Consider the following 20,145-nt stretch of genomic DNA (forward strand, 5'->3'; position numbering starts at 1 on the left):
AGTTTGCCAATGGTCATTAGTTATTGGTCAATAGTTTTTTTCGCTTTACTGGCAAGCATTCGCCAGTAGGCGGCGGGGCTCCCCGTCACGGACTCGAGCGATTCAGCGAGTTCTCGGGTAATCTCGATGGTCCCTGCAATCAGGCCCTCAAGCGTTTCCATCGGGACCCCGATGCGGCGCGCAAATTCGGCCTTGTCCATCTTGAGCCACTCGATACCTTCCAGAATTGCCTGCCCCGGAGTGGGGGTTCCATGCCTTGCCATTAGAAATCAACCTCCTTCCAGCCTTCCGCACCAAAGCGGAGGTCGCGTTCCACGAATTCCCAAATAAGGAGCTTTTTGCCCTTGAGCACGCCGGCCTTGCGGGCGAGCTTTTCACGAACCAATGTTGATGCACCGCCATCGCTCACGATGCTTGCGACAGGCCTTCCCATCTCTTTAGCAAAATGCGCAATCCAGCCCGCGTTCACCGGCGAATCAGTCTGGTAAATGCGGCTGAAGCTGTCACCGAGAATCAAGATTTTTGCCTTGCGGAAATCGTCCTTGAAAGGCGTACGCGTCGTGTCGTAGGCGACGGCTTCTTGCAATGCCGCTGAATCGGCAAGCGAATCTGCGGGCGTTTCCGTGCTGTCCGAAGTTTGCGCACGTTCTGAGACTTCTTGCTGCATCACCACATGCCCGGTCACCTTCTGCACCTTGAACACGTTGAACTTGTTGAGTCCGCTCATCTCGCCGATATCGCCCATGCGGTCGGCCACAGAATCAGATGCAACATAGGTCATGGATTCTTCGCCGATATCCACGACGCCCGCCTCCGCCATCTCGCGCACCTTACGCGCAATCACATCGGCAGCAAGTTCAGCACCGCGCGGAGTCCAGTGCGTGTCGTCGTTCAGGTAGAGCGGCCCGAGAGTCGCATCGTCAACCTTCGCAGCAAGGAGCGGCGTGTACAAATCCACCGTATTCAGCCCGAGTTTTGTAAGCGAATCGAGAATCGCCTTGCCATGACCGGCGGCAGTCGCGCCCCGAGATATGTCCGCGCCGTTAATGCCTGCGACCGGGGATACGCCGGTCAGCCTTTCCGGATAAACGCTCGGCTTGCCCGGAGTAACCACCACAAGGAGTTCCACGCCCTTCGCCTTCAGCTGGTCGCGGAACCGGAGAATCGCCTGCACCGGGTTATCGAGTTTCGCACTGCGCACATCCAGCGGGGACGGTTGCACCAGGAATTCCACATCCTGCCGGTAGAAAAGCCAGCGTCCCTCACCTGCACCGAGCACCACCTTCTCGCCCGGGTCATTGAAGATGTTCCATACCGCGAGCTGGTAACGCGGGCGCACTGCAAGCACCAGCGCATTCTCGTCTTCCACCTTCTTCTCGAAAGCCCGCAGGTAGCGGCTCGTCCATACGCCGTAATGCTTGACGCCCGAAATTGCCCGCACAACCGAGAAATGCCCGAACTCGCCCACCACCGCCTTGAGTGTTGAATCGACGACCTTGAAACTTTCGGGCTCGTCCTCGAGGCTCACAAGCAACGTGTCCGCCTGCTTGAGCAGCCTGTAGCCCGCCTCCGCTGTATCGAGCTGCGCATACGCATTGACGGTCAGCGCGACCGCCTCCAAGTCGGAAAGGGCCCCGATTACGGGTTCCAGCGCATCCACAGTCTCCGCGCCACCCGCAATTGCTTCGCGCGCACTGCGCCAAACGCTATCCAGGCGCATCGCCCCCGCAGTCATATTAGATTCCCGCACGAATGGGGTATAGACAATGTCCTTAAAGATGTCGAAGGAAACAAACCGTTTATCGCCACGCAGGTCCGCGACGGCCTGCACCGTAAACGGAAGCAGGAGCAAGATCCCGAACAGGACGACAATTGCAACGTACTTTTTATTCACGATGTAAAGTTACAAAAATGCAAAGGAGATCCCCGACCAAGTCGGGGATGACGTAGCAAAAAAGAAATGCTGGCGGAGTAATCCGCCAGCGTAATACCCGGTCCGCGACTCGAACGCGGAGCTCATCCTTAGGAGGGACGCGTTTTATCCTGTTAAACTAACCAGGCATGCAACCTTCAGGCCTTGCGGTCTTTCAAGTCCGCGACAAATATAACTAAAAGCGCCCGTTTTGTCATCAGGGCGAAAGTCCGCCTAGTAAGCGTGGTCGCAGTCCACGTTCTCCTTGCCCTTGATACCGTTCGCGCATTCAATCAGGCCCTGGAGTTCGCCGTTACGGAACGTGCCCCAGCTCTTCTTGTCCTGCTTCTCAGTCAAGCAAACCTTGTTCGTGGTCGTGGAGTCGATACCTTCCTGACCGTTCACCGGAATCCAGTCGTAGCAGGTTTCCTTTACCGTGAACGTCATGTACTTGCCGTCGAGCTTGCCGTCGCGGTAGTTACCGAAGGAATACCCGAGGTCGTTCGGGCCATTGAGTTTGCCCTTCTTGTAGTCAATCGTGACCTTGTCCTTCGGCTTGTTCTTCTCGCGCTCTTCTTTCATCTTCTGGAAGGCCTCCAGGGCCTCTTCCTTGTCCTTCTTCTTCTTGATCTTGGAGATGCGCTTCATTTCCTTCTTGTCGGCAGCCTCAATCGCCTTCACGTCTTCGACAAACGGGTAGTGCACCACCACGCGTCCGTGAATCTCATTGTTCCAGTACGGGATTTCGGCCATAAGGAATCCCTTGTGCGAGAACATATTCACCATGCCGTGGACTGCGCCCTTCCTGTAAGGCACTTCCAGGTGCAAGAAGTAGTACTTCTCGAGTTTCTTCTTCAGTTTCTTGTCGGTTACCGCAATGTTGTCCATCGCACTATAACGGTAGAACTTGGCCGTGCCATTCTTTACGCCATGCACGTAATCGACTGTGTAGAGCACCTTGCCAAAGTCCTTGCCCTGGCGAACCGGAAGCGTAAGGTCGTTGCCGAAGCCAGTTTCTCGGCCGTGGAACTTGCCTTCCCCATCGACATTCATGATATTCTCGACATAGCCGTTCACGAGAAAGCCCGTCCACGTATTGCCGTCCTTGCAACGCACGTCGCTGTAGTCGGGGAAACTACCGATGGACTCGGGCAAAAGCTTCTCGGGCAAGCCGGAAATGCTGAACACGCCCTTCTTGTCCCAGTCGAGGAAGCGTTCCGTACCCGGACGTTCATGATACTGGAAGAAGCAGAGAACGCTGTCGGCTTTTGCCTTGTGGTCCTGGAAATACTTGCCGAAATCGGTCAAGTTGGAATCGTCATCCTTCTTGGAAGGCTTTTTCTTGGAATCGGGGAAAGTCTGCGCGATGGCGTCATGTACCTTGCCGGAATCCGCAAAGGCGGAAAGCGTAAACCCGCTATTGTTCAGGTGGTCGACGCACAGGTCAAGGCTTTTCTGGTAGGTTTCGCTTGTGTCACTGCAGTCCTTGGCGCGGCACGGGAGAATCTCGTACTGCGGCAAATCCCAGACCTTGTTCACCTTCGTGAGGATTTCGCCTTCCTGCCAGTCCACGCCTTCAGTTTCTTCCACATTGAAGCATCCGCAAATCCAGCCGTCACCGTAGGTCTTGATACCCAGGCGCGAGATTTCGGAGGCATCTACGTGGGCAACGTTTTCCATCCAGCAATCAAAATACTTCGGCGAGAGTTCCTGCGCAGAAGCAAGAACGGATAACACCGAAACAGTAGCAAAAACAGTTTTAAACAGGCGTATTCTCATTTTTCATTTCCCTATACGCCTTAAATATAGACAACTTTTCAAAAAAAAGAGTGCGAATGGCCGATTCGAACGAATTAACCGCCCGAGAGTTTGACGGTATAGCCCTTCTTTTCAAGTTCTGTTTTCAAAATATTACGTTTGTCGCCCTGGATTTCAATGTTGAAGTCCTTTACGGAGCCGCCCACCCCGCACTTCTGCTTGAGCGTGCGGGCCAAGTCCTTCAGTTCATCCTCGTCTAGCGGGATTCCCGTAACGACGCTCGCCATCTTGCCGCCACCGAGGCGCTTCAACTGGATGCGCACGACTCCGTCACCCTGGGGGCGTTCCGCCTTGGGCTTTTCTTCCTTGACACGGCCAACCCCGGTCGCAAAAACAAGCGTAGAACGATCTTCGATAGACATTACTCGCCCTCCTTCGGCTCATCATCCTTTATAATCGGGTGCTCCATAGGCACGTTGCGCGGGTCCGGCTTATTGAACACGAGCGCGCAAACGACAATGACGGCGATGTAGAAAAGCACTGCGGCAAGGAGCGCAAGCAAATCGCCCGACAAGGCCTGCACCTTCACGAAGATGAGGATGCTGCAGGGCATGGCGAGCAAACACAAAATACCCGGTATGGATTTTTTCATACCGGGAAATATAGTTTTATCTGAGATCGACCATCTCGCTCTTGCCGTCGACGGTTACCTTGTACTTGCCGGGGTAACCGCGGAACTTCACGACGCCGTTCTCGTCTGCCTTGAACGTGCCGTTGGTGGTCCACACCTTGTGCCACAGGTCGTAGATGAGCTTGGCGGCAGGCTTCTCGCGCCCGTCCATGGCAACAATACCGCCGTTCTTGACCCAGTGGCGGCCATCCCAGAAGCCCCACAGCACAATGCCTTCCACGGCCGGGTGGCTGAAGGCGATGCGCAGGACCATCTCGTAGCGGCGGGCCTGTTCGTCTTCGCCGAAGTACATGCCCTTCTGCCAGTCACCAAAGTCAAGTTCGGTAATCTTGATGGGGAGCCCGAGCGAACCAAGCCTGTCGAGGCGCTTCTTGATGAAGTTCGGGTTCAGCTGGCGGTCACCGAAGTGGCACTGCACGCCGATGCCGTGTACGGGCACCTTGCGGTCGAGCATTCCCTTCACGATGTCGTAGAGGCGCTCGGTTTCGCCGGCGGCAACCACGTTGTACTCGTTGATAAACAGGCGTGCATCCGGGTCGGCACGGTGAGCCCAAACGTGTGCGGAATCCAGCAGGTCCCAGCCACACTTGTTGAAGATGAACGGCTCGTGGAAGGCTTCGTTCCACACGTCATATTCCTTGATGCGGCCCTTGTATTCCTTCACGTCGCGGGTGATGCGGTCCTTGATCTTGTTCGAGATGTCCTTGCAGCTCCCCTGATTGCTGAAATGCTTGTCGAAGCCGTAGCCCTGGTGCCCCCACACGAGCGTATGCGCGCGGAAGCCCCACTTGTAGGCATCCACGTAGTCGAGGTACTGCTTGAATTCGTCGCGGCGGATCTTGCCCTTCTTGGGTTCGTAATCCGGCCACTTGAACTGGTTCTCGGGCACGCCGTACCAGAAGTACTTGTTGGCGGTCTTCCTATACCAGGTCTCCACGCTGTCCTTGCTCGGGTATAGCGCGAGAGCCGTACCGAAGGGGAAAGCGTGGCGCATGAGTTCCACCTTCACCTGCGCACCGGGGGCCGCCTTCACTGTCAGTTCCTTTTTGCGGAGGCTGTCAATGCGGGCGGCGGAATTGTTGTACCAGGTCATGTCGTCGAGGCCTTCCACCTTCTCAATTTCCACGTCGTCCATCTGCATCCAGCCCTTCGCGAGGCCCACATGGAACGTGACGTTGTTGAGTCCGTAGCCCTTCTGGTCGGCAAGGAAGGTCATGGAATAGGTTTTCCATTCATTGGTGAGCATGAAGGATGCACTTTCCTTCTGGCGCCAGTCGGGAGCGCCTCCCTGCACGATGGCGTTGATAGGCATATTGCCCTTCGCCTTGAACGTCAGCGTGTAGTATGCGGAATCGGCGAGCCACTTGGGGGGCTGCAACTGCAGGCCCCAGCTGGGGTTCGGAAGTTCTTTCACCGTAACCTTCACGCCCTCGGAGCCATCCACACCGAGGCCGGGCTGACCGAGCTGCAGGTCCACCTTCGCCGGGCCGTCCGGGTTATTCCACAGGTACCAGCCTCCGTCGCCATAAGACATATCGCCGTTCGTGAGCACGTTCTGCGCCATCAGCGGGGCGGCGGCCAGGGCTGCGGCCGCGCACGCAAATTTCACGCTCGAAAGATTCATAAGGACCTCGCTTTTTCGCCTAGAGTCATCTGTTCGCCCAGAATATAAAATATGGGCCGGCATTTTACTTCTATAAAATGCCTTTTTTCGGTTACGAGAAGGAACAGAAGTGTCTTACAAAACACCAAAGTGTATCAAGTGTATCTAACCACTATTCCGGATCCACGATACAACGGATGGAATACATATAGTCGCTTGTGTAATACTTGAACTCTTCAAAATAGCATACATCGCTGTCACTGTATAATGATAAACTATAGACACCATTTTCTCCTTTTGTCGAAGACCAGAATTCGGCGTAATCTGTATTACTGTTCCCCCACGAACTCCCATAGAACTCGCGAGCCGGCAAAGCCGAAAAACCAAAATGGTCAACTTCCTTTCTCTTTCGCCAGGTAGACGATTTCAGCGCTGCTCCAGATGCGTTAGCCCCAGAGACGGCCCAGAATAAAGTTTCCCATTCTTCCTTAGACGGCATGTGCGAACCAGCAGGGCAAAGGTCTCCTCCATTGTTCGCAATATCCCTCCATAGGTAATAACGGCCATATAAATCGCAATCGTTGGCGTAACAACGGCTAATCGATGTCTCGTACTTCAAGTTCTCGGCAAACCAGACCTGATTACCAATCTTTATCGTTTTATAGACCTGATTGTCTCGTGGGTCGGTAAATTCTCCATAAGTGCAGTTGTCTTCCTGCTCCGTCCTGCAGGGCTGTGCTATGGTAATGGTATCATAGAAGGAATCTTCGACCAGGGTATCCTTGATACAGCGGACAGCGTTCGCCATGTTCTTGGTATGGTTGTAGACAATTCCGGCACTACGACTCGACATAATAAACCATGCAGCAAATTTCTCATCGTATTCAGTAGATGTCCACGAGAACGTTTCACTTATGTCTTTTATATTTCCTATCGCCGTGCTTCGCCCACCGGGTAAGAAAGACAGGCCATAGATGTCCGAATTTAGGGAATCTTTCCATCCAACTTGAGATTTTATCTTTAATGCAGCCTCATAAGACCCACCGGCATAAAGTATCATGCTGTTGTATTCCTGATTTGTCGGCACGTGCCAGCCTTCGGGGCAAATGCCTCGCGCCGGATATGCCGGCGAACATTTTGTGTCCATACCACACCCCTTGCCCGTTGTGCCGAATATACCGGCACTATCCATAGCAGCCGCCCAGGTATAATAACGACCTAAAATTTTGCAGGAATCCGTGCCGCAGTAATTCTCAAATGGTTCATCGTTCACCACATACTCGAAGGCAAGGTCTTCCGCCATCCAGACCTGCCTTCCGACAGTGACTGTCTTGTAGACATGCCCGTCGCGCGCGTCCTTCAGTTCGCCGTACTGGACATTCGAATTAAACGCCTCGTCCTTGGTAAAATCGAAACTGACTGAACTATAAGGAGTGCTGCTAGAAGACCCTAGACTACTAGAAGACCGTACGCTACTGGAAGAACTCCGGATGCTGCTAGAACTAGCCCTGTCGCTGGAAGATGACCTGGCAGAAGACGAACTAGACGTTTCCTCGTCATCGACCCGAATCCACCTATCACCATCACATTCATAGTCTCGCTTGAGATCTGCCACATAGACTTTCTCGCCCTTGAATTCGTCACTGCATGCGTAGGATTCCAGTTCGTCCATATCGGCCACTTCACCGGGAAGTCCCTGAGACCTAGAAATGAAGGAATCATCGTCGCCGCAGGCGGCAAGCATTGTTAACGAAAGCGAAATAACGAGGGAACTGGCTTGAAAACGCATCTTATTTCTCCTTGAAACCCAAATTCAATAGAAAACATAGAAAAAAAATGTGATTATTCTACATCTTTAATCTATTTTTTGGGATATGCACTACACTCCCTACCGCGATTTGCTCCTCAAGCTATTCCCAAACTACCTCAAGGTGCGCAAGCTCCCGCTGAACGGCGGCATGAGTTGCCCGAACCTCGACGGCACCAAGGGATTCTCGGGATGCAGCTACTGCAACAACCGAAGCTTTAGCCCGGTGTTCGACCAGGCGAAGGTCAGCATCCAGGAGCAGCTCGATAAGTTCGTGCCGAGGTTACGTGAAAAGTACCCGAACGCGGGCATCCTCGCCTACCTGCAGCCGTACACGAACACGCATGCCCCGCTCGAACACCTGAAGGGGATTATCGACCCGATTATCAAGCACAAGGAAATTGCGGGGCTCGCCATAGGGACGCGCCCGGACTGCCTTGAAGACGAGAAGATCGAGTACCTCGCGGAACTGAACCGTAAGAAGCCGATTATCGTGGAAATCGGACTCCAGACGGCAAACGACCTCACGCTTGCGGCAATAAACCGCAGGCATACACTCGCCGAATTCGAGGATGCCGTCAAGCGCTGCCAGGCGGCGGGTCTCACCGTCACCACGCACGTGATTGTCGGGCTCCCCGGCGAAACTCTGGAAGACTTCAAGCGCACCGCCGAAGTCGTGCGCGACCTGAAGCTAGCCGCCGTGAAAATCCACCCACTGCACATTGTCGCGGGCACCGTGATGGCACAAGATTTTTCTGCCGGCGAAATCAAGCTGCTGGAATTCGAGGAATATTGCGCCGCCGTTGCCGAGATGATAAAGATTATCGGGCCAGATACCGCCATCGAGCGGTTCAGCGGCGAAAGCCCGAGCGACATGCTCCTCGCCCCCAGCTGGTGCGGGGAACGCGACAAGATTATCGCGGAAGTGGAAAAGCTGCTCGATAAACAATAGTCGCGGCACCCATATTTTTTTAAATTTGCATCCGAAAAAACAAAAAGGATTTGAAAATGGCAAAGACCAGCGCAAAGAAAACTGAAAAGAAAGGCACCCAGACCAACATGTGGACCGGCCGTTTTGCTAGCGGCATGGCGCAGAGCATGGTGGACCTGAGCTTCAGCCTGCAATTCGACGCCGAACTCATCGAAGAAGACATCGAAGGCAGCATCGGCCACGGCAAGGGCCTGGTAGAATCCGGCGTGTTAAGCAAGGCCGATTACAAGAAGATTTGCGATGGTTTGGCCAGCATCCTCAAGGACTACAAGGCCGGTAAGAACCTTTGGCAGGAATCTGACGAGGACATCCACATGGCCGTGGAACGCGTGCTCACCGAACGCATCGGTGCGCTCGGCAAGAAGATCCACACGGGCCGCAGCCGTAACGACCAGGTTTGCACCGACTTCAAGCTTTACATGCGCCACCGCGCCGCCGAAATCCGCGCTCTCGAAGTTTCTTTGATGGAAACGGTGCTGGACCTTGCCAAGAAATACTTCGGCAAGATGATGCCGGGCTACACCCACCTGCAGCAGGCTCAGCCCATCTACTTCAGCCATTACCTGATGAGCATGTTCTTCGCTGTGAGCCGCGACGTGAAGCGCCTCGACAATTTCTTGGAGCTGCACAGCGAACTTCCACTGGGTAGCGGCGCCATGGCGGGTTCCGCATTCCCGTACCACCGCGCCCTCGTTGCAAAGGAACTGGGTTTTAACGGCGTGAGCCCGAACAGCATCGATGCGGTAAGTCACCGCGACATGATGCTGGAATTCGAAGCCGACCTCGCCATTATCGCGAACACCATGAGCCGCTACGCCGAAGACTTCGTGAACTGGAGCACCAGCGAATTCGGCTACCTCACCCTGCACGATGCCTTCTCCAGCGGGTCTTCCATGATGCCGCAGAAGAAGAACCCCGACTCCATGGAACTTATCCGCGGAAAGTCCGGCCGTATGCTCGGTAACTTCAGCGCCCTCTACACGCTGGTAAAGGGTGCCCCGCTCAGCTACAGCCGCGACCTGCAAGAAGACAAGGAACCGGTTTTCGACTCCGTCCATAACGTGAAGGTGATTCTCCGCGTGATGAAGGAGGCTCTGGAAAGCGCACGTTTCAATTTCGACAAGATGCACGCGAAGATGCTGCCGGCGCTGCTGGCTACCGACCTCGCTGACTTGCTGGTCGAATCCGGCGTGCCGTTCCGCGATGCCCACCACGTGGTCGGCAGCCTGGTCGGCGAAGCCGCCCGCCAAGGCCTCGAATTTACGGACCTCAGCGACGAGGCCTGGGCAAGCGCCGGCGTCCCGAACGTAAAACAGATGAAGAAGACTCTTACCTTCGAATACAGCGTGTCCCGCCGAAACATCGAAGGCGGCACGGGTCCGAAATCCGTGAAGCAGCAGTTTGTGAAGGCCGATGCGATTCTGAAGAAGTTCAAGAAGTAAACTCACAAAAAAAATTTCTTGACTTTTGTAAAAATTGGAACTATATTTAGAAACATGAACAAATTCTTTGGACAGAACATCGCAGCAGCAGCGAAAGCGGCAAGCCCGGCAGCAGCCCGAGCTATTGTGGGGCTGTCCAGAGAAACCAAAGTCTGCAAGGCATAACGCCAAAATCCAGATAGCAAGTTTCAAGGGCAGCCCCGCAAAAGGCTGCTCTTTTTTTCGACCGCTCGTTCGTTACCCAAACAACAAGACCTACGGTTTCTCACGAGCTCTCGCCATCACGGCACGCTCACGCCGTGCCGCTCTTGGCTCACGTTATTTACCCCATTTTAACCACTAACCACAAGGAACAGCGAAAATTCTTGAACAATTTTATGCTATAATTACACTGCAAAAAAAAGAATTTTCGATACCTATACAGGAGCATAAAATGCGCAGAAGACTTTTGAGCGAAGGTGCCAAGGAACTCTCTTACGAAATCCGCGAGATCGTGAAAAAGGCAAACCAGCTCAAGGCACTCGGCCTCCCCATCCACTGGGAAAATATCGGCGACCCCATCGAAAAGAAATGCCAGCTGCCCGACTGGATCAAGGAGATCGTGGTTGACCTCGTCAAGACGAACCGCAGCTACGGCTACTGCCCCTCCAAGGGCATGCTCGAGACCCGCGAATTTCTGGTCAAAGAGAACAACAAGCTCGGCGGTGCACAGATCAACGTCGATGACATTCTGTTCTTCAACGGCCTCGGTGACGCCATCGCCACTATCTACGGCCTGCTCTCGATGAACACCCGCATCATCGGACCGGCCCCGGCCTACTCCACCCACAGTTCCGCCGAAGCGGCCCATGCCCACACGGCCCCCATCACCTACAGCCTCCAGCCCGAGAACCACTGGTATCCGGACCTGGAAGAGCTCGAGAACAAGGTGAAGTACAACCCGAGCATCGCGGGCATCCTGATTTTGAACCCGGACAACCCGACCGGCATGGTCTACCCGCTCGACATCCTCAAGAAGATCGTGGATATTGCGAAGCGCTACAACCTCTTCATCATCTGCGACGAAATCTACAACAAGATTACGTACAATGGAGCCCACGCCTACGCGCTCGCCGAATACATCGGTGACGTTCCGGGCATCGCGCTCAAGGGCATTTCCAAGGAATACCCGTGGCCAGGTGCTCGTTGCGGCTGGGCCGAATACTACAACCGCGACAAGGACGAACAGTTTGACGCCTTCTGCCGCGCCATCGACAACGCGAAGATGGTGGAAGTCTGCTCGACCACGCTCCCGCAGATGACCATTCCGCGTGTGCTGGGCGATCCGCGCTTTATCGAGCACCGCACCGCGCTGAACGAGAAGATTGGCCGCCGCAGCGCCATCATCAACGAAATCCTTTCCGACATTCCGGAACTGTACTTCAACCCGACCTACGGCGCATTCTACAACACCATCATCTTCCGCGAAGGGACGCTCAACAGCCACCAGAACTTGAAGATTGACAACCCGATCATCAAGAAGAAGGTGGAGGAATGGTGCAGCAAGACCACGAACCTGGACTACCGCTTCGTGTACTACCTGCTGGGCGCGAAGGGCATCTGCGTGGTTCCGAGTACCAGCTTCTGCACTGACTTGAAGGGCTTCCGCGTGACGCTCCTCGAAGAGGATGAAGACGAACTGCGCAGCGTGTTCACCACGATCCACGACGCCATCGTGGAATACCTGCACTCGTAGTCCCTAGTCGTTAGGCGCTAGTCAAAGGATACTGTTATGAATTCGTTAAGGGATTTATCCGTCTTAACGGTATTTGGGATGCTTGTCGCATGCGGAGACAGTAGCTCTCCCCTGCCAGCCATCGAGGAATCTTCCTCCTCCGATATACCCGTTTCTAGCGCGAAAATTCAATCGAGCAGCAGCGAGATGGTTCTGCCCGCAAGTAGCAGCGACATGGCGATACCCGACCTCACCGGATCGAGTTCGAGCGAAATTGCATCCGATACCGTCTGGAACAAGGCGAACCTCACGTGGTATACCTCCTGGCCCGAGCCCGGCAGCGAGGAGTGCGAGGACTACAATGGCTGTACCTGGGCAGGCTGGTTCGCCGGCCTCGAGGATCAGCAGACCGAGGAATGGGTCAGCGAGCACAACATCATCGCCGTCCACGAAAAAGACTGGGATACATATAAACTAAAAACGTTCAGGCTCCGCAAAAATGGCCACACCATCGATGCGGTCGTCTACGACATGTGTTCCGACAGCGACTGTGACGGATGCTGTACCGAGAATGCCGGCAAGGTCGGATTCCTTATCGATATCGAGAGCTACACGAAGGCACGATTCAACAACTACGGTTCCGGAACCGTAGAATGGACTTGCCTTGACTGTGAATAGCTAGACTTCGCCTTCAGGAGAAGCGGGCTTGATCGGGAGCGGCGCGAAAGGCGGCTCCAGTTCGATGCTGATGGGGCAATGGTCCGAGCCCTGCACGGAGGCGTGTATCTCGGAATTCAGCACGTTCGGCACGAGTCCCTCGTCGACAAACGCATAATCCAGGCGCCACCCCACGTTGCGGGCACGCGCACCAAAGCGGTTAGACCACCAGGTATAGGCTTCCCGTGTGTCGGGGTGCAGGTTGCGGAACGTGTCTACGAAGCCGTTCTCTACGTACTTGTCCATCCAGGCACGTTCAATCGGCAAAAAGCCGCTGATATTCTCGTTTTCCTTGGGGCGCGCAATGTCGATTTCCTTGTGGCAGGTATTGTAGTCGCCCACCGTAAGCACGTGCTTGCCGTTCGCAAGCCAGCGTAGCGAATTCTCGAGGAACGCATCATAGAAGCGCAGCTTGTAGTCCAGGCGGTCGTCACCCGAGCCTCCATTCGGGAAATAGATGCAGTTGAGTACCCAGTCCGGGAACACGAGCTGGAGCACGCGGCCTTCCTCGTCAAATTCCTCGATATCAAACCCGTAGTTCACCATATCGGGCTCGATGCGGGAATATACGGCTACACCGCTGTAACCCTTCTTGCGCTGGCATGCATTCCAGTAGGTAAAGTAGCCTTCTGGATTCCGAAGCGTGTCGGGTACCTGGTCTTCTTCGGCACGGACCTCCTGAAGGCAGAGGATATCGGGCGCCGTATTGACGAACCATTCCTCGAATCCCTTCTTGAGCGCCGAACGTATACCGTTCACGTTCCAACTGTAGATATTCATTTTATACCGTTACCCAATCTCTCTGGGTAAAAGATAGGTTTTTAAATCCAAAAGCGTATACCCGGACAAGAAAAAACGAATTTCCCTGCACCCGTTCTTCTTTGTAACGATATTTTTACACTTATTTTAGAGCAAAAACTCCATTTTGAGTAAAGTTGCTATTTTTTTTCACTAGATTTCAGAAAAGAAATGTTTTTTTCTTTAGAAAATTTATATTTGAACTATGAATTCTAAAATCCTCGCCATCAAGCTTACTGCGTTTCTCGCATCCCTGACATTCTTTTCCGGCTGTGCCGGTTCGTCCAACGGAGATGACCTCGAAGTCCCCACGAACCTCCCCCCGATCTGCCGCGATATCGACTTCGTCGCAAACCCCGACATGCGCGAGATGTGTGGCGTCCGCAAGGCACACAACAAGGCTTACAAGAACATTCCGCAGCAGCGCTACCTCATTAAGCCAAGCGAGACTTCCATCGTGAAGACCGGCAACAAGCTTGAACTGCGTTTCCAGAATTCCCTTCCGCTCTACCTGGACGGCCCCATCGTGAACGAACTCCTCTTCAACCAGGAAAAACGCCTCGAGAAGATCAAGAACACTTACGACTACCACGAAAGCTACAACAAGATTTCCAAGGAACGTACCCGTATTTTCAAGATGGGCATCCCGACCGACTTCGGCAGTACGCGCGAATTCTGCTTCCGTATCCCGGAGGCCAAGGGTAACGCAAGAACCCGTAGCAAGGCCATGGGAAACAACATCGAACGCATGGATTGCGAAGACTTCGAGACCATCGTGAAGGCTGACAAGGCGGCAAAGGAACTCTAGAACCCGCTACACCTTTTAAACGGAGCCGCATAACCTGCGGCTCCTTTTTTTTCTAAATTAGGCCACGGTACAGACGTGACAACAGAAAGCAAGTACATCCACAACGCACTCAAGCAGGTCCACCACAAGGCCTCGTGCTCGAGCGTTTGCGGTTTTTCCATCTCGGGCCTCGCGACGTATATGCAGTTCCCCGAAATGAACTTCTGCATCGACATGGGAGAATGCCCGCTTACGGCGACCCCCATCGACCACGTGTTCCTCACGCACGCACACGGCGACCATGCCCGATGCCTCATGCGTCACCATAGCCTCCGCAAGATGATGGGCGTAGAGCGCGACAGCGTGTACTACATTCCCGAGAGCATCTACGAAGGGGCGAAAGACTGGATCCGCGCCGAAGCCATGTTCGAGGGCGTAAGCGAAGCCAAGTTCCGCTACCCCGAACTCGTCGCCGTAAAGGCAGGCGAAAGGATTCCATTGCGCTACCGCAAGGACATGGTGCTCGAGCCCTTCAACGTGAAGCATTCCGTACCCGCGATGGGCGCAACGCTCTACCTGCACAAGAGAAAGCTCAAGGACGAGTATCTCGGCAAGAACGCGGGCGAAATCATCGCGCTCCGGCAGGCGGGCGTAGAGATTACGCGCGAAGTATTCGAACCGCAGGTGAGTTTTATGGGCGACTGCCTCGGCGAAAGCCTGCTCGAAAACCGCAGCGTTTTCGACTCGAAGGTCCTCGTTACCGAATGCACGTTCATAGCCCCCGAAGACGAGCCCATGAGCCGCAAGAAGGGACACACGCACCTCGACCATATCGTGCGCGCGCTGAACGAACTTGGGGACGAAGTCAAGTGCGAACAGATTATCCTCACGCACTTCTCGATGAAGTATTCCGAAAAGTATATCCGCGAGACTATCGCGAAGGAAATTCCCGAAAAGTTTAAAGAGAAAGTCATCGCGTTTGTTTAATTGATGATTGATGATGTATAATGGATGATTGGTTGTTGGGTTGCGAGATGTTTATTGCAGGTTAGGCAATGTTTATTGCGGGAGGAATAGGAAAAGTATGAGTGAAGATGTAATCAACAAGAACGTAGAAGAAGTTGCCGAAAATGCAGCCGAAAAGCAGGTCGTGATTCCGGAGTTCTACCGCGACCTGAACCAGGACCCCGAACACAGGAGCCTCTGGCACTACGTGTTCCGCACGAACGGCGACCGCAAGCCCATCAAGACAACCGACGGGCTCCCTCACAAACTGGACTTCAACTGGAAGGACATGTTCCCGAACGAGAACGGCCACATCGAGGTCGAAATCGGAAGCGGCAAGGGGAACTTTATCGCGGACTACGCCCAGAAGCACCCCGACTACTTTATCATGGGTAGCGAGTGGGACTACACGTGGGCCGTATTCGCGCATGATCGCATGGAAAAGCGCGGGGTGCTCGACAACGCGTCCATGCTGCGCGGCGACGTGTTCTACTTCTTGCGCGATGCAGTAAAGAGCAACACCGTAGACGCATTCCACATGTACTTCCCGGACCCGTGGCCCAAGGAGCGCCACCACAAGAACCGCCTGTTGCGCCCCGACTTCCTGACCGAGGTCGCCCGCGTGCTCAAGCCCGGCAAGCGTCTGTTCTACTGGGGTACAGACCACAAGGAATACAACGAGATTGCGCTCGAGACCTTCGACGCATTCCCCGGATGCAAGGTCGTCGTGCGCAATACCGCAGAACCGACCGAGGGCATCACCACCGGTTTTGAACGCAAGTACAGGAAAGAAGGCAGGCCCATCTACCGGAGCGTAATCGAGTTCAAAAAATAAGTTTTTTTCGGATGTCAAAATTTGTCTGGTCGCGCGATTTGGAATTTTCTAATTTATCGTCACTATGTTAAAGACTCTTTCGATAAACGATTTTACCCTGATTGCCAAGGCAGAAGTCCCTTTCCGCGAAGGGTTCACAGCCATTACCGGCGAAACCGGCGCAGGCAAGTCCGTACTCCTCAAGGCGCTCCGCATGGTCTGTGGCGACAAGGCGCAGGCATCGATGGTGCGTACCGGCGAGAGCAAGGCCGTCATCGAAGGCATTTTTGACATCAGCAAAGAACCGAAAGTCAAGAAGATTGTCGAAAATCTCGGCATAGACTGTGACGACGAGCTCGTTATCCGGCGCGAGATTCTCGAGAACGGCAAGGGCCGCACGCGCGTCAACGGCAATATGGTAAATCTCGCCGACCTGCAGGAAATCGGAGAGCACCTCATCCAGATGCATGGCCAGAGCGAACAGCTCCTGCTCCGCGATACGCGCACGCACGCCCAGATGCTCGACGACTTCGCGAACGACTCGCAGGTGCTTTCGCAATACACTGCCGCCTGGAATGCCTGGAACCAGACACTCGCGCAAATCGAGGAAACCGAGAACAAGGCGAAGAACCTCGCCGCCCAGAAGGATTTCCTCAAGTTCCAGTACGACGAACTCTCGAAGGCGGCCCTCCGCGAAGGCGAAGAAGAAGAACTCGAAGACAAGGTAAATATCGCGAGCAAGGGCGAAGCGGAACGCAACTACATCAACGATATCCAGGCGCTTCTCGGTGGCGATAGCGGCCTCCTGGACCAGGTACAGATTCTGCAATCCAAGATGCGCGCGCTGGCATCGAAAATCCCGCATTACGAGGAATACGTGAACTCGCTCGCAGAGGTCGCCGACCCGTTCGAAAGCGTCTGCAAGGACCTGCTCCGGCTTTCCCCCGCGCGTTCGCTTTCCCCCGCCGAAATCGACCGTGCAAATTCGCGCATTGCTGCCATCCAGAAACTCAAACGCAAGTACCGCACCGATGTCGCCGGCCTCATCGCGCTTACCGCACAGCGCAAGGAAGAACTCGAAAGCCTCGAGAACCTGGATGCAGACCTCGAGGAACTCGCCCGCAAGGCCCAAAAGCACCAGGCCGAGATGCAGGAAGCCGCAACAAGGCTGACAGAAATCCGCAAGGCGGCCGCACAGAAGTTCGATGCCGACGTGGAGGGAAATCTCCACACGCTCGGTATGCCCAAGGCGACCTTCCATACGAGCATCGAAAAGCAGGACTTTGCCGCGAACGGGGCCGACAGGATCGAATTTATGTTAGCGCCCAACCCGGGCGAAGGGGCAAAATCGCTCCAGAAGGCGGTATCGGGCGGTGAACTGAGCCGCGTTTTGCTCGCCATCAAGACCGTGATGGCAGAACTCGACGCCGTTCCTTTGCTAATTTTTGACGAGGTAGATTCCGGCATCAGCGGTGAAGTGGGCAACAACATCGGGATTGCGCTCAGAAACCTGGGCAAGCACCATCAGGTACTCACCATCACCCACCTGCACCAGGTCGCAAGCCGTGCCGACAACCAGCTGGCCGTAAGCAAGCAGGAAGTCGATGGGCGCACGTACACCTCCGTAACGAACCTCGATGCGGACGGACGTGTCGACGAACTCGTGCGGATGCTGGGCGGTGAATCTGCCACGGTGCGCGAGCACGCGAAACAACTTTTGGAGAATTGCGAATGAGCGAAAACAGAACAGACGTGCGGTTACGCAGCCGCATCTGGAGCCTACTACGGGCGCTCGTTTTTGTCTGCGTCATCATCTTCATCTGGCTCGGCATGGCGAAGACCGCCTGCGCCTTCGTGCTTATCGCCCTCATCATGGGATGGGTAAACCTCTACCAGTTGCGTAGCCAGGAAATCGAAAAGCCCTACTACAGGCTCTGGCTGAACGTTGTCGACGGTCTGTTGCAGTTCAGCGTCATGACAAGCATTTTCGTGCGCGACCTCTACTATTCCGAAAGCGCAGAAAAACTCCTCGGCATCGGCTGCGCCTTTATTCTCGGGCGACTCATCGCGCATTCCCTGTTTTCTCTCGGGGTGCTCCGCGAAGGCAAGAAGTTGCCGCAAAAACGCCGTTGGTCGAAGCTCGCTAACCTTGCGACCACGGTCACGATGGGCGTCTACCTACTGAATCTCGAGGATTACCAGCAGATTTGCATGGTGGCGACTATCCTGCTCATTACGGCTTCGACCGTCGCGTATGCCTACTGGTACTACCGCGACCCGGCACACCGCAAGCCCCTTTCGATTGCAAGCCAGCTTACGATGAGCCGTATCGTGCTCACGCCGTTCTTCCTCTGGGTATTCTTCTACGACAACGACCTGAACTACAGCAACAACAGCATCGTATTCAAGGTGCTTGCACTCGCGATGGTTCTCGGGTTCATGCTTACCGACTTCCTGGACGGGAAACTCGCCCGCGCCATGGGCGAAGTGAGCACGCTCGGCAAGTACCTCGACCCGTTCAGCGACAAGATTTCGAATATGACGATTTTCATGTGCTTCATCGCCACGGACTATGCACCCGTATGGATGGTAGCACTCATCTACTTCCGCGAATCCAGCGTGGAAACGCTCCGCACGCTCGCCGCCAGCGAGGGGCTTATCATGCCTGCACGCAAGAGCGGCAAGTGGAAGACGGCCCTCCAGGGAATCGGCATCGTGGCAATCCTCCTCGGGGCGATTGAACCCGTGCGTGCGCTCGTCCCCGGCCTGAGCGACATCTGGCACATATTCCCGACAATCGTCATGGGCATCATTACCGCCATTACCATCATCAGCGGTATCGACTACTTCGTTTCGAGCAAGCACATCCTCAAGAAGTTCGTGTAAGGGTTGTCAAAACGCGTTTTTTCGCTTATTTTCGCGAAAAAAACACATGTCCCCTTGACATAACCATAAAAATTTTCTATATATGGCAACAACCTCGACGCGGGGTGGAGCAGTTGGTAGCTCGTCGGGCTCATAACCCGAAGGTCGCAGCGTTCAAGTCCTGCCCCCGCTACTAAAAAGATCCGGTTCAAAGCCGGATTTTTTCTTTTTATATTTGTAGCCGATGTTTGTCGAACTCCTCAAGATGACCCGCCCCAAGAACATCGTGATTGCGATAATCACGCTCGTGGTCGGGTATATGCTGCTCGGGTTTCCCAATTCGCTTTTCTTGCCCGACGACTGCAATTCCGACTTTGATTGGATTGGCTGGTCTACCGTTATAGTGGAAGCGTTCGGGTTCGCATTCGCCATCGGGTTTGCGAACATCCAGAACGACACCCTGGACCTGGAAAGCGACAAGATGAACCGCCCGGAACGCCCGCTCGTAACCGGGAAAGTTTCGGTAAAGGCCGCACGCATAACCTGGATTGCCCTATTCGTGCTAATGCTCCTCTGCGGACTCGGAGATTCAAACTCTTCCTCTCCGTTTGAATACTTTCCGCTCGGCTTCTTCTTTTTACTCGGGGTACTCTTGATTGCCTACAACAAGTGGCTCAAGCACATCCCGCTTTTGAAAAACATGACGGTCGCATTCCTCTGCACGACTCCCCTGTTCTACGCCTTGATGGATTATCTCATACTATCCAATCTAATCCTACCAGGAAACGACTACGCACAAGAACACATCTGGGCGATTATCCCCGCAATCCCGTTCGCATTTTTGCTCACGACCGCACGCGAAATCTACAAGGATTTGGAAGACGAGACAGGAGACCTCAAAGCGGGCATCATGACGTTCCCGCTTATCGCGGGCTCGGCAACCGCAAGGAGGCTCGCCGGCGCTATCATCCTCTTCACCTGGATTTCGCTCCCGCTCCCGGTATTCTACATGGACAAGGTGTTCGGGCACAACTATCCGCCGCTGTTCCTGATTATCACGGGCATAGCGCTCACGCCGATATTCGCAGTAATCCTTTTCAGTGCCCACCGCAAGAACTACCGCCGTGCACAGTCGCTTACGAAAGTGGCCATGTTTGCTGGCCTAATCGCGCTTATCGTCTGCACGTTTTTATAATTTCACAAGTAACGAATCGAGTCAAAGGATTGCGCAGAAAAAATGC

18 protein-coding genes and 2 tRNA genes are annotated in these 20,145 nt (G+C 54.4%); 11 read left to right on the forward strand and 9 right to left on the reverse strand.

Annotation, left to right across the window (positions count from 1 at the left end; genetic code table 11):
* Positions 1–20: 20 nt before the first annotated feature.
* The 8 genes from CRO08_RS06575 to CRO08_RS06610 all read right to left on the reverse strand — a co-directional run bounded on the left by CRO08_RS06575 (position 21) and on the right by CRO08_RS06610 (position 7,753).
* On the reverse strand, positions 21–263 hold the full coding sequence (locus CRO08_RS06575; RefSeq protein WP_097035518.1) for an XRE family transcriptional regulator: 243 nt from the start codon (positions 261–263) through the stop codon (positions 21–23).
* A complete protein-coding gene (locus tag CRO08_RS06580) occupies positions 263–1,894 on the reverse strand; it encodes a hypothetical protein (protein WP_097035519.1) in 1,632 nt (543 codons plus the stop codon). The genes CRO08_RS06575 and CRO08_RS06580 overlap by 1 nt, the downstream gene beginning before the upstream one ends.
* A 94-nt stretch (positions 1,895–1,988) precedes the next feature.
* A tRNA-Arg gene (locus CRO08_RS06585) sits at positions 1,989–2,061 on the reverse strand.
* Between the two features lie 85 nt (positions 2,062–2,146).
* Positions 2,147–3,592, reverse strand: coding sequence for a hypothetical protein (locus CRO08_RS06590; protein WP_097035520.1), 1,446 nt, complete (start codon positions 3,590–3,592; stop codon positions 2,147–2,149).
* Between the two features lie 173 nt (positions 3,593–3,765).
* Complete coding sequence (locus CRO08_RS06595) at positions 3,766–4,092, reverse strand: stress response translation initiation inhibitor YciH (RefSeq protein ID WP_097035521.1); 327 nt, start codon at positions 4,090–4,092, stop codon at positions 3,766–3,768.
* On the reverse strand, positions 4,092–4,322 hold the full coding sequence (locus tag CRO08_RS06600) for a hypothetical protein (protein WP_097035522.1): 231 nt from the start codon (positions 4,320–4,322) through the stop codon (positions 4,092–4,094). The genes CRO08_RS06595 and CRO08_RS06600 overlap by 1 nt, the downstream gene beginning before the upstream one ends.
* Positions 4,323–4,338: 16 nt before the next feature.
* Entirely contained in the window at positions 4,339–5,970 is a 1,632-nt protein-coding gene (locus tag CRO08_RS06605) for an endo-1,4-beta-xylanase (RefSeq protein WP_176495078.1), read from the reverse strand.
* A 166-nt stretch (positions 5,971–6,136) separates the two neighbouring features.
* Positions 6,137–7,753: an FISUMP domain-containing protein gene (locus tag CRO08_RS06610; protein ID WP_097035524.1), complete on the reverse strand. Its 1,617-nt coding sequence runs from the start codon at positions 7,751–7,753 to the stop codon at positions 6,137–6,139.
* A gap of 85 nt (positions 7,754–7,838) precedes the next feature.
* On the opposite strand from CRO08_RS06610, the gene CRO08_RS06615 reads away from it, so the two are divergent.
* From CRO08_RS06615 to CRO08_RS06630, 4 genes are all read left to right on the forward strand, one after another.
* Positions 7,839–8,723: a TIGR01212 family radical SAM protein gene (locus tag CRO08_RS06615; protein WP_097035525.1), complete on the forward strand. Its 885-nt coding sequence runs from the start codon at positions 7,839–7,841 to the stop codon at positions 8,721–8,723.
* Between the two features lie 56 nt (positions 8,724–8,779).
* Positions 8,780–10,204 (forward strand): argininosuccinate lyase, encoded by a 1,425-nt coding sequence (gene argH / locus CRO08_RS06620; RefSeq protein WP_097035742.1) that lies wholly within the window; start codon positions 8,780–8,782, stop codon positions 10,202–10,204.
* Positions 10,205–10,637: 433 nt separating this feature from the next.
* On the forward strand, positions 10,638–11,939 hold the full coding sequence (locus CRO08_RS06625; RefSeq protein ID WP_097035526.1) for a pyridoxal phosphate-dependent aminotransferase: 1,302 nt from the start codon (positions 10,638–10,640) through the stop codon (positions 11,937–11,939).
* A 36-nt stretch (positions 11,940–11,975) separates the two neighbouring features.
* Positions 11,976–12,596 carry a hypothetical protein gene (locus CRO08_RS06630; RefSeq protein WP_255252263.1) on the forward strand — a complete coding sequence of 207 codons (621 nt, stop codon included), beginning with the start codon at positions 11,976–11,978 and terminating at the stop codon, positions 12,594–12,596.
* On the opposite strand, the gene CRO08_RS06635 is transcribed toward CRO08_RS06630, so the two are convergent.
* A complete protein-coding gene (locus CRO08_RS06635) occupies positions 12,597–13,415 on the reverse strand; it encodes an exodeoxyribonuclease III (protein ID WP_097035527.1) in 819 nt (272 codons plus the stop codon).
* Positions 13,416–13,638: 223 nt separating this feature from the next.
* Between CRO08_RS06635 and CRO08_RS06640 the strand changes: the two genes are divergently transcribed.
* The 7 genes from CRO08_RS06640 (at position 13,639) to CRO08_RS06670 (ending at position 20,099) form a co-directional block, all read left to right on the forward strand.
* Entirely contained in the window at positions 13,639–14,241 is a 603-nt protein-coding gene (locus CRO08_RS06640; RefSeq protein WP_097035528.1) for a hypothetical protein, read from the forward strand.
* A 75-nt stretch (positions 14,242–14,316) separates the two neighbouring features.
* Entirely contained in the window at positions 14,317–15,207 is an 891-nt protein-coding gene (locus CRO08_RS06645; protein WP_097035529.1) for an MBL fold metallo-hydrolase, read from the forward strand.
* Between the two features lie 97 nt (positions 15,208–15,304).
* Positions 15,305–16,060 carry a tRNA (guanosine(46)-N(7))-methyltransferase TrmB gene (locus CRO08_RS06650; RefSeq protein WP_097035530.1) on the forward strand — a complete coding sequence of 252 codons (756 nt, stop codon included), beginning with the start codon at positions 15,305–15,307 and terminating at the stop codon, positions 16,058–16,060.
* Between the two features lie 64 nt (positions 16,061–16,124).
* Positions 16,125–17,774: a DNA repair protein RecN gene (gene recN / locus CRO08_RS06655; protein ID WP_097035531.1), complete on the forward strand. Its 1,650-nt coding sequence runs from the start codon at positions 16,125–16,127 to the stop codon at positions 17,772–17,774.
* Positions 17,771–18,925, forward strand: a complete 1,155-nt coding sequence (locus CRO08_RS06660; protein WP_097035532.1) for a CDP-alcohol phosphatidyltransferase family protein — start codon at positions 17,771–17,773, stop codon at positions 18,923–18,925. The genes recN and CRO08_RS06660 overlap by 4 nt, the downstream gene beginning before the upstream one ends.
* A gap of 98 nt (positions 18,926–19,023) precedes the next feature.
* Positions 19,024–19,097 (forward strand) — tRNA-Met (locus tag CRO08_RS06665).
* Positions 19,098–19,148: 51 nt separating this feature from the next.
* Positions 19,149–20,099, forward strand: coding sequence for a geranylgeranylglycerol-phosphate geranylgeranyltransferase (locus tag CRO08_RS06670; protein WP_097035533.1), 951 nt, complete (start codon positions 19,149–19,151; stop codon positions 20,097–20,099).
* The last annotated feature ends 46 nt before the right edge of the window (positions 20,100–20,145 follow it).

Source organism: Fibrobacter sp. UWT3 (assembly GCF_900230125.1).
Taxonomy (GTDB): domain Bacteria; phylum Fibrobacterota; class Fibrobacteria; order Fibrobacterales; family Fibrobacteraceae; genus Fibrobacter.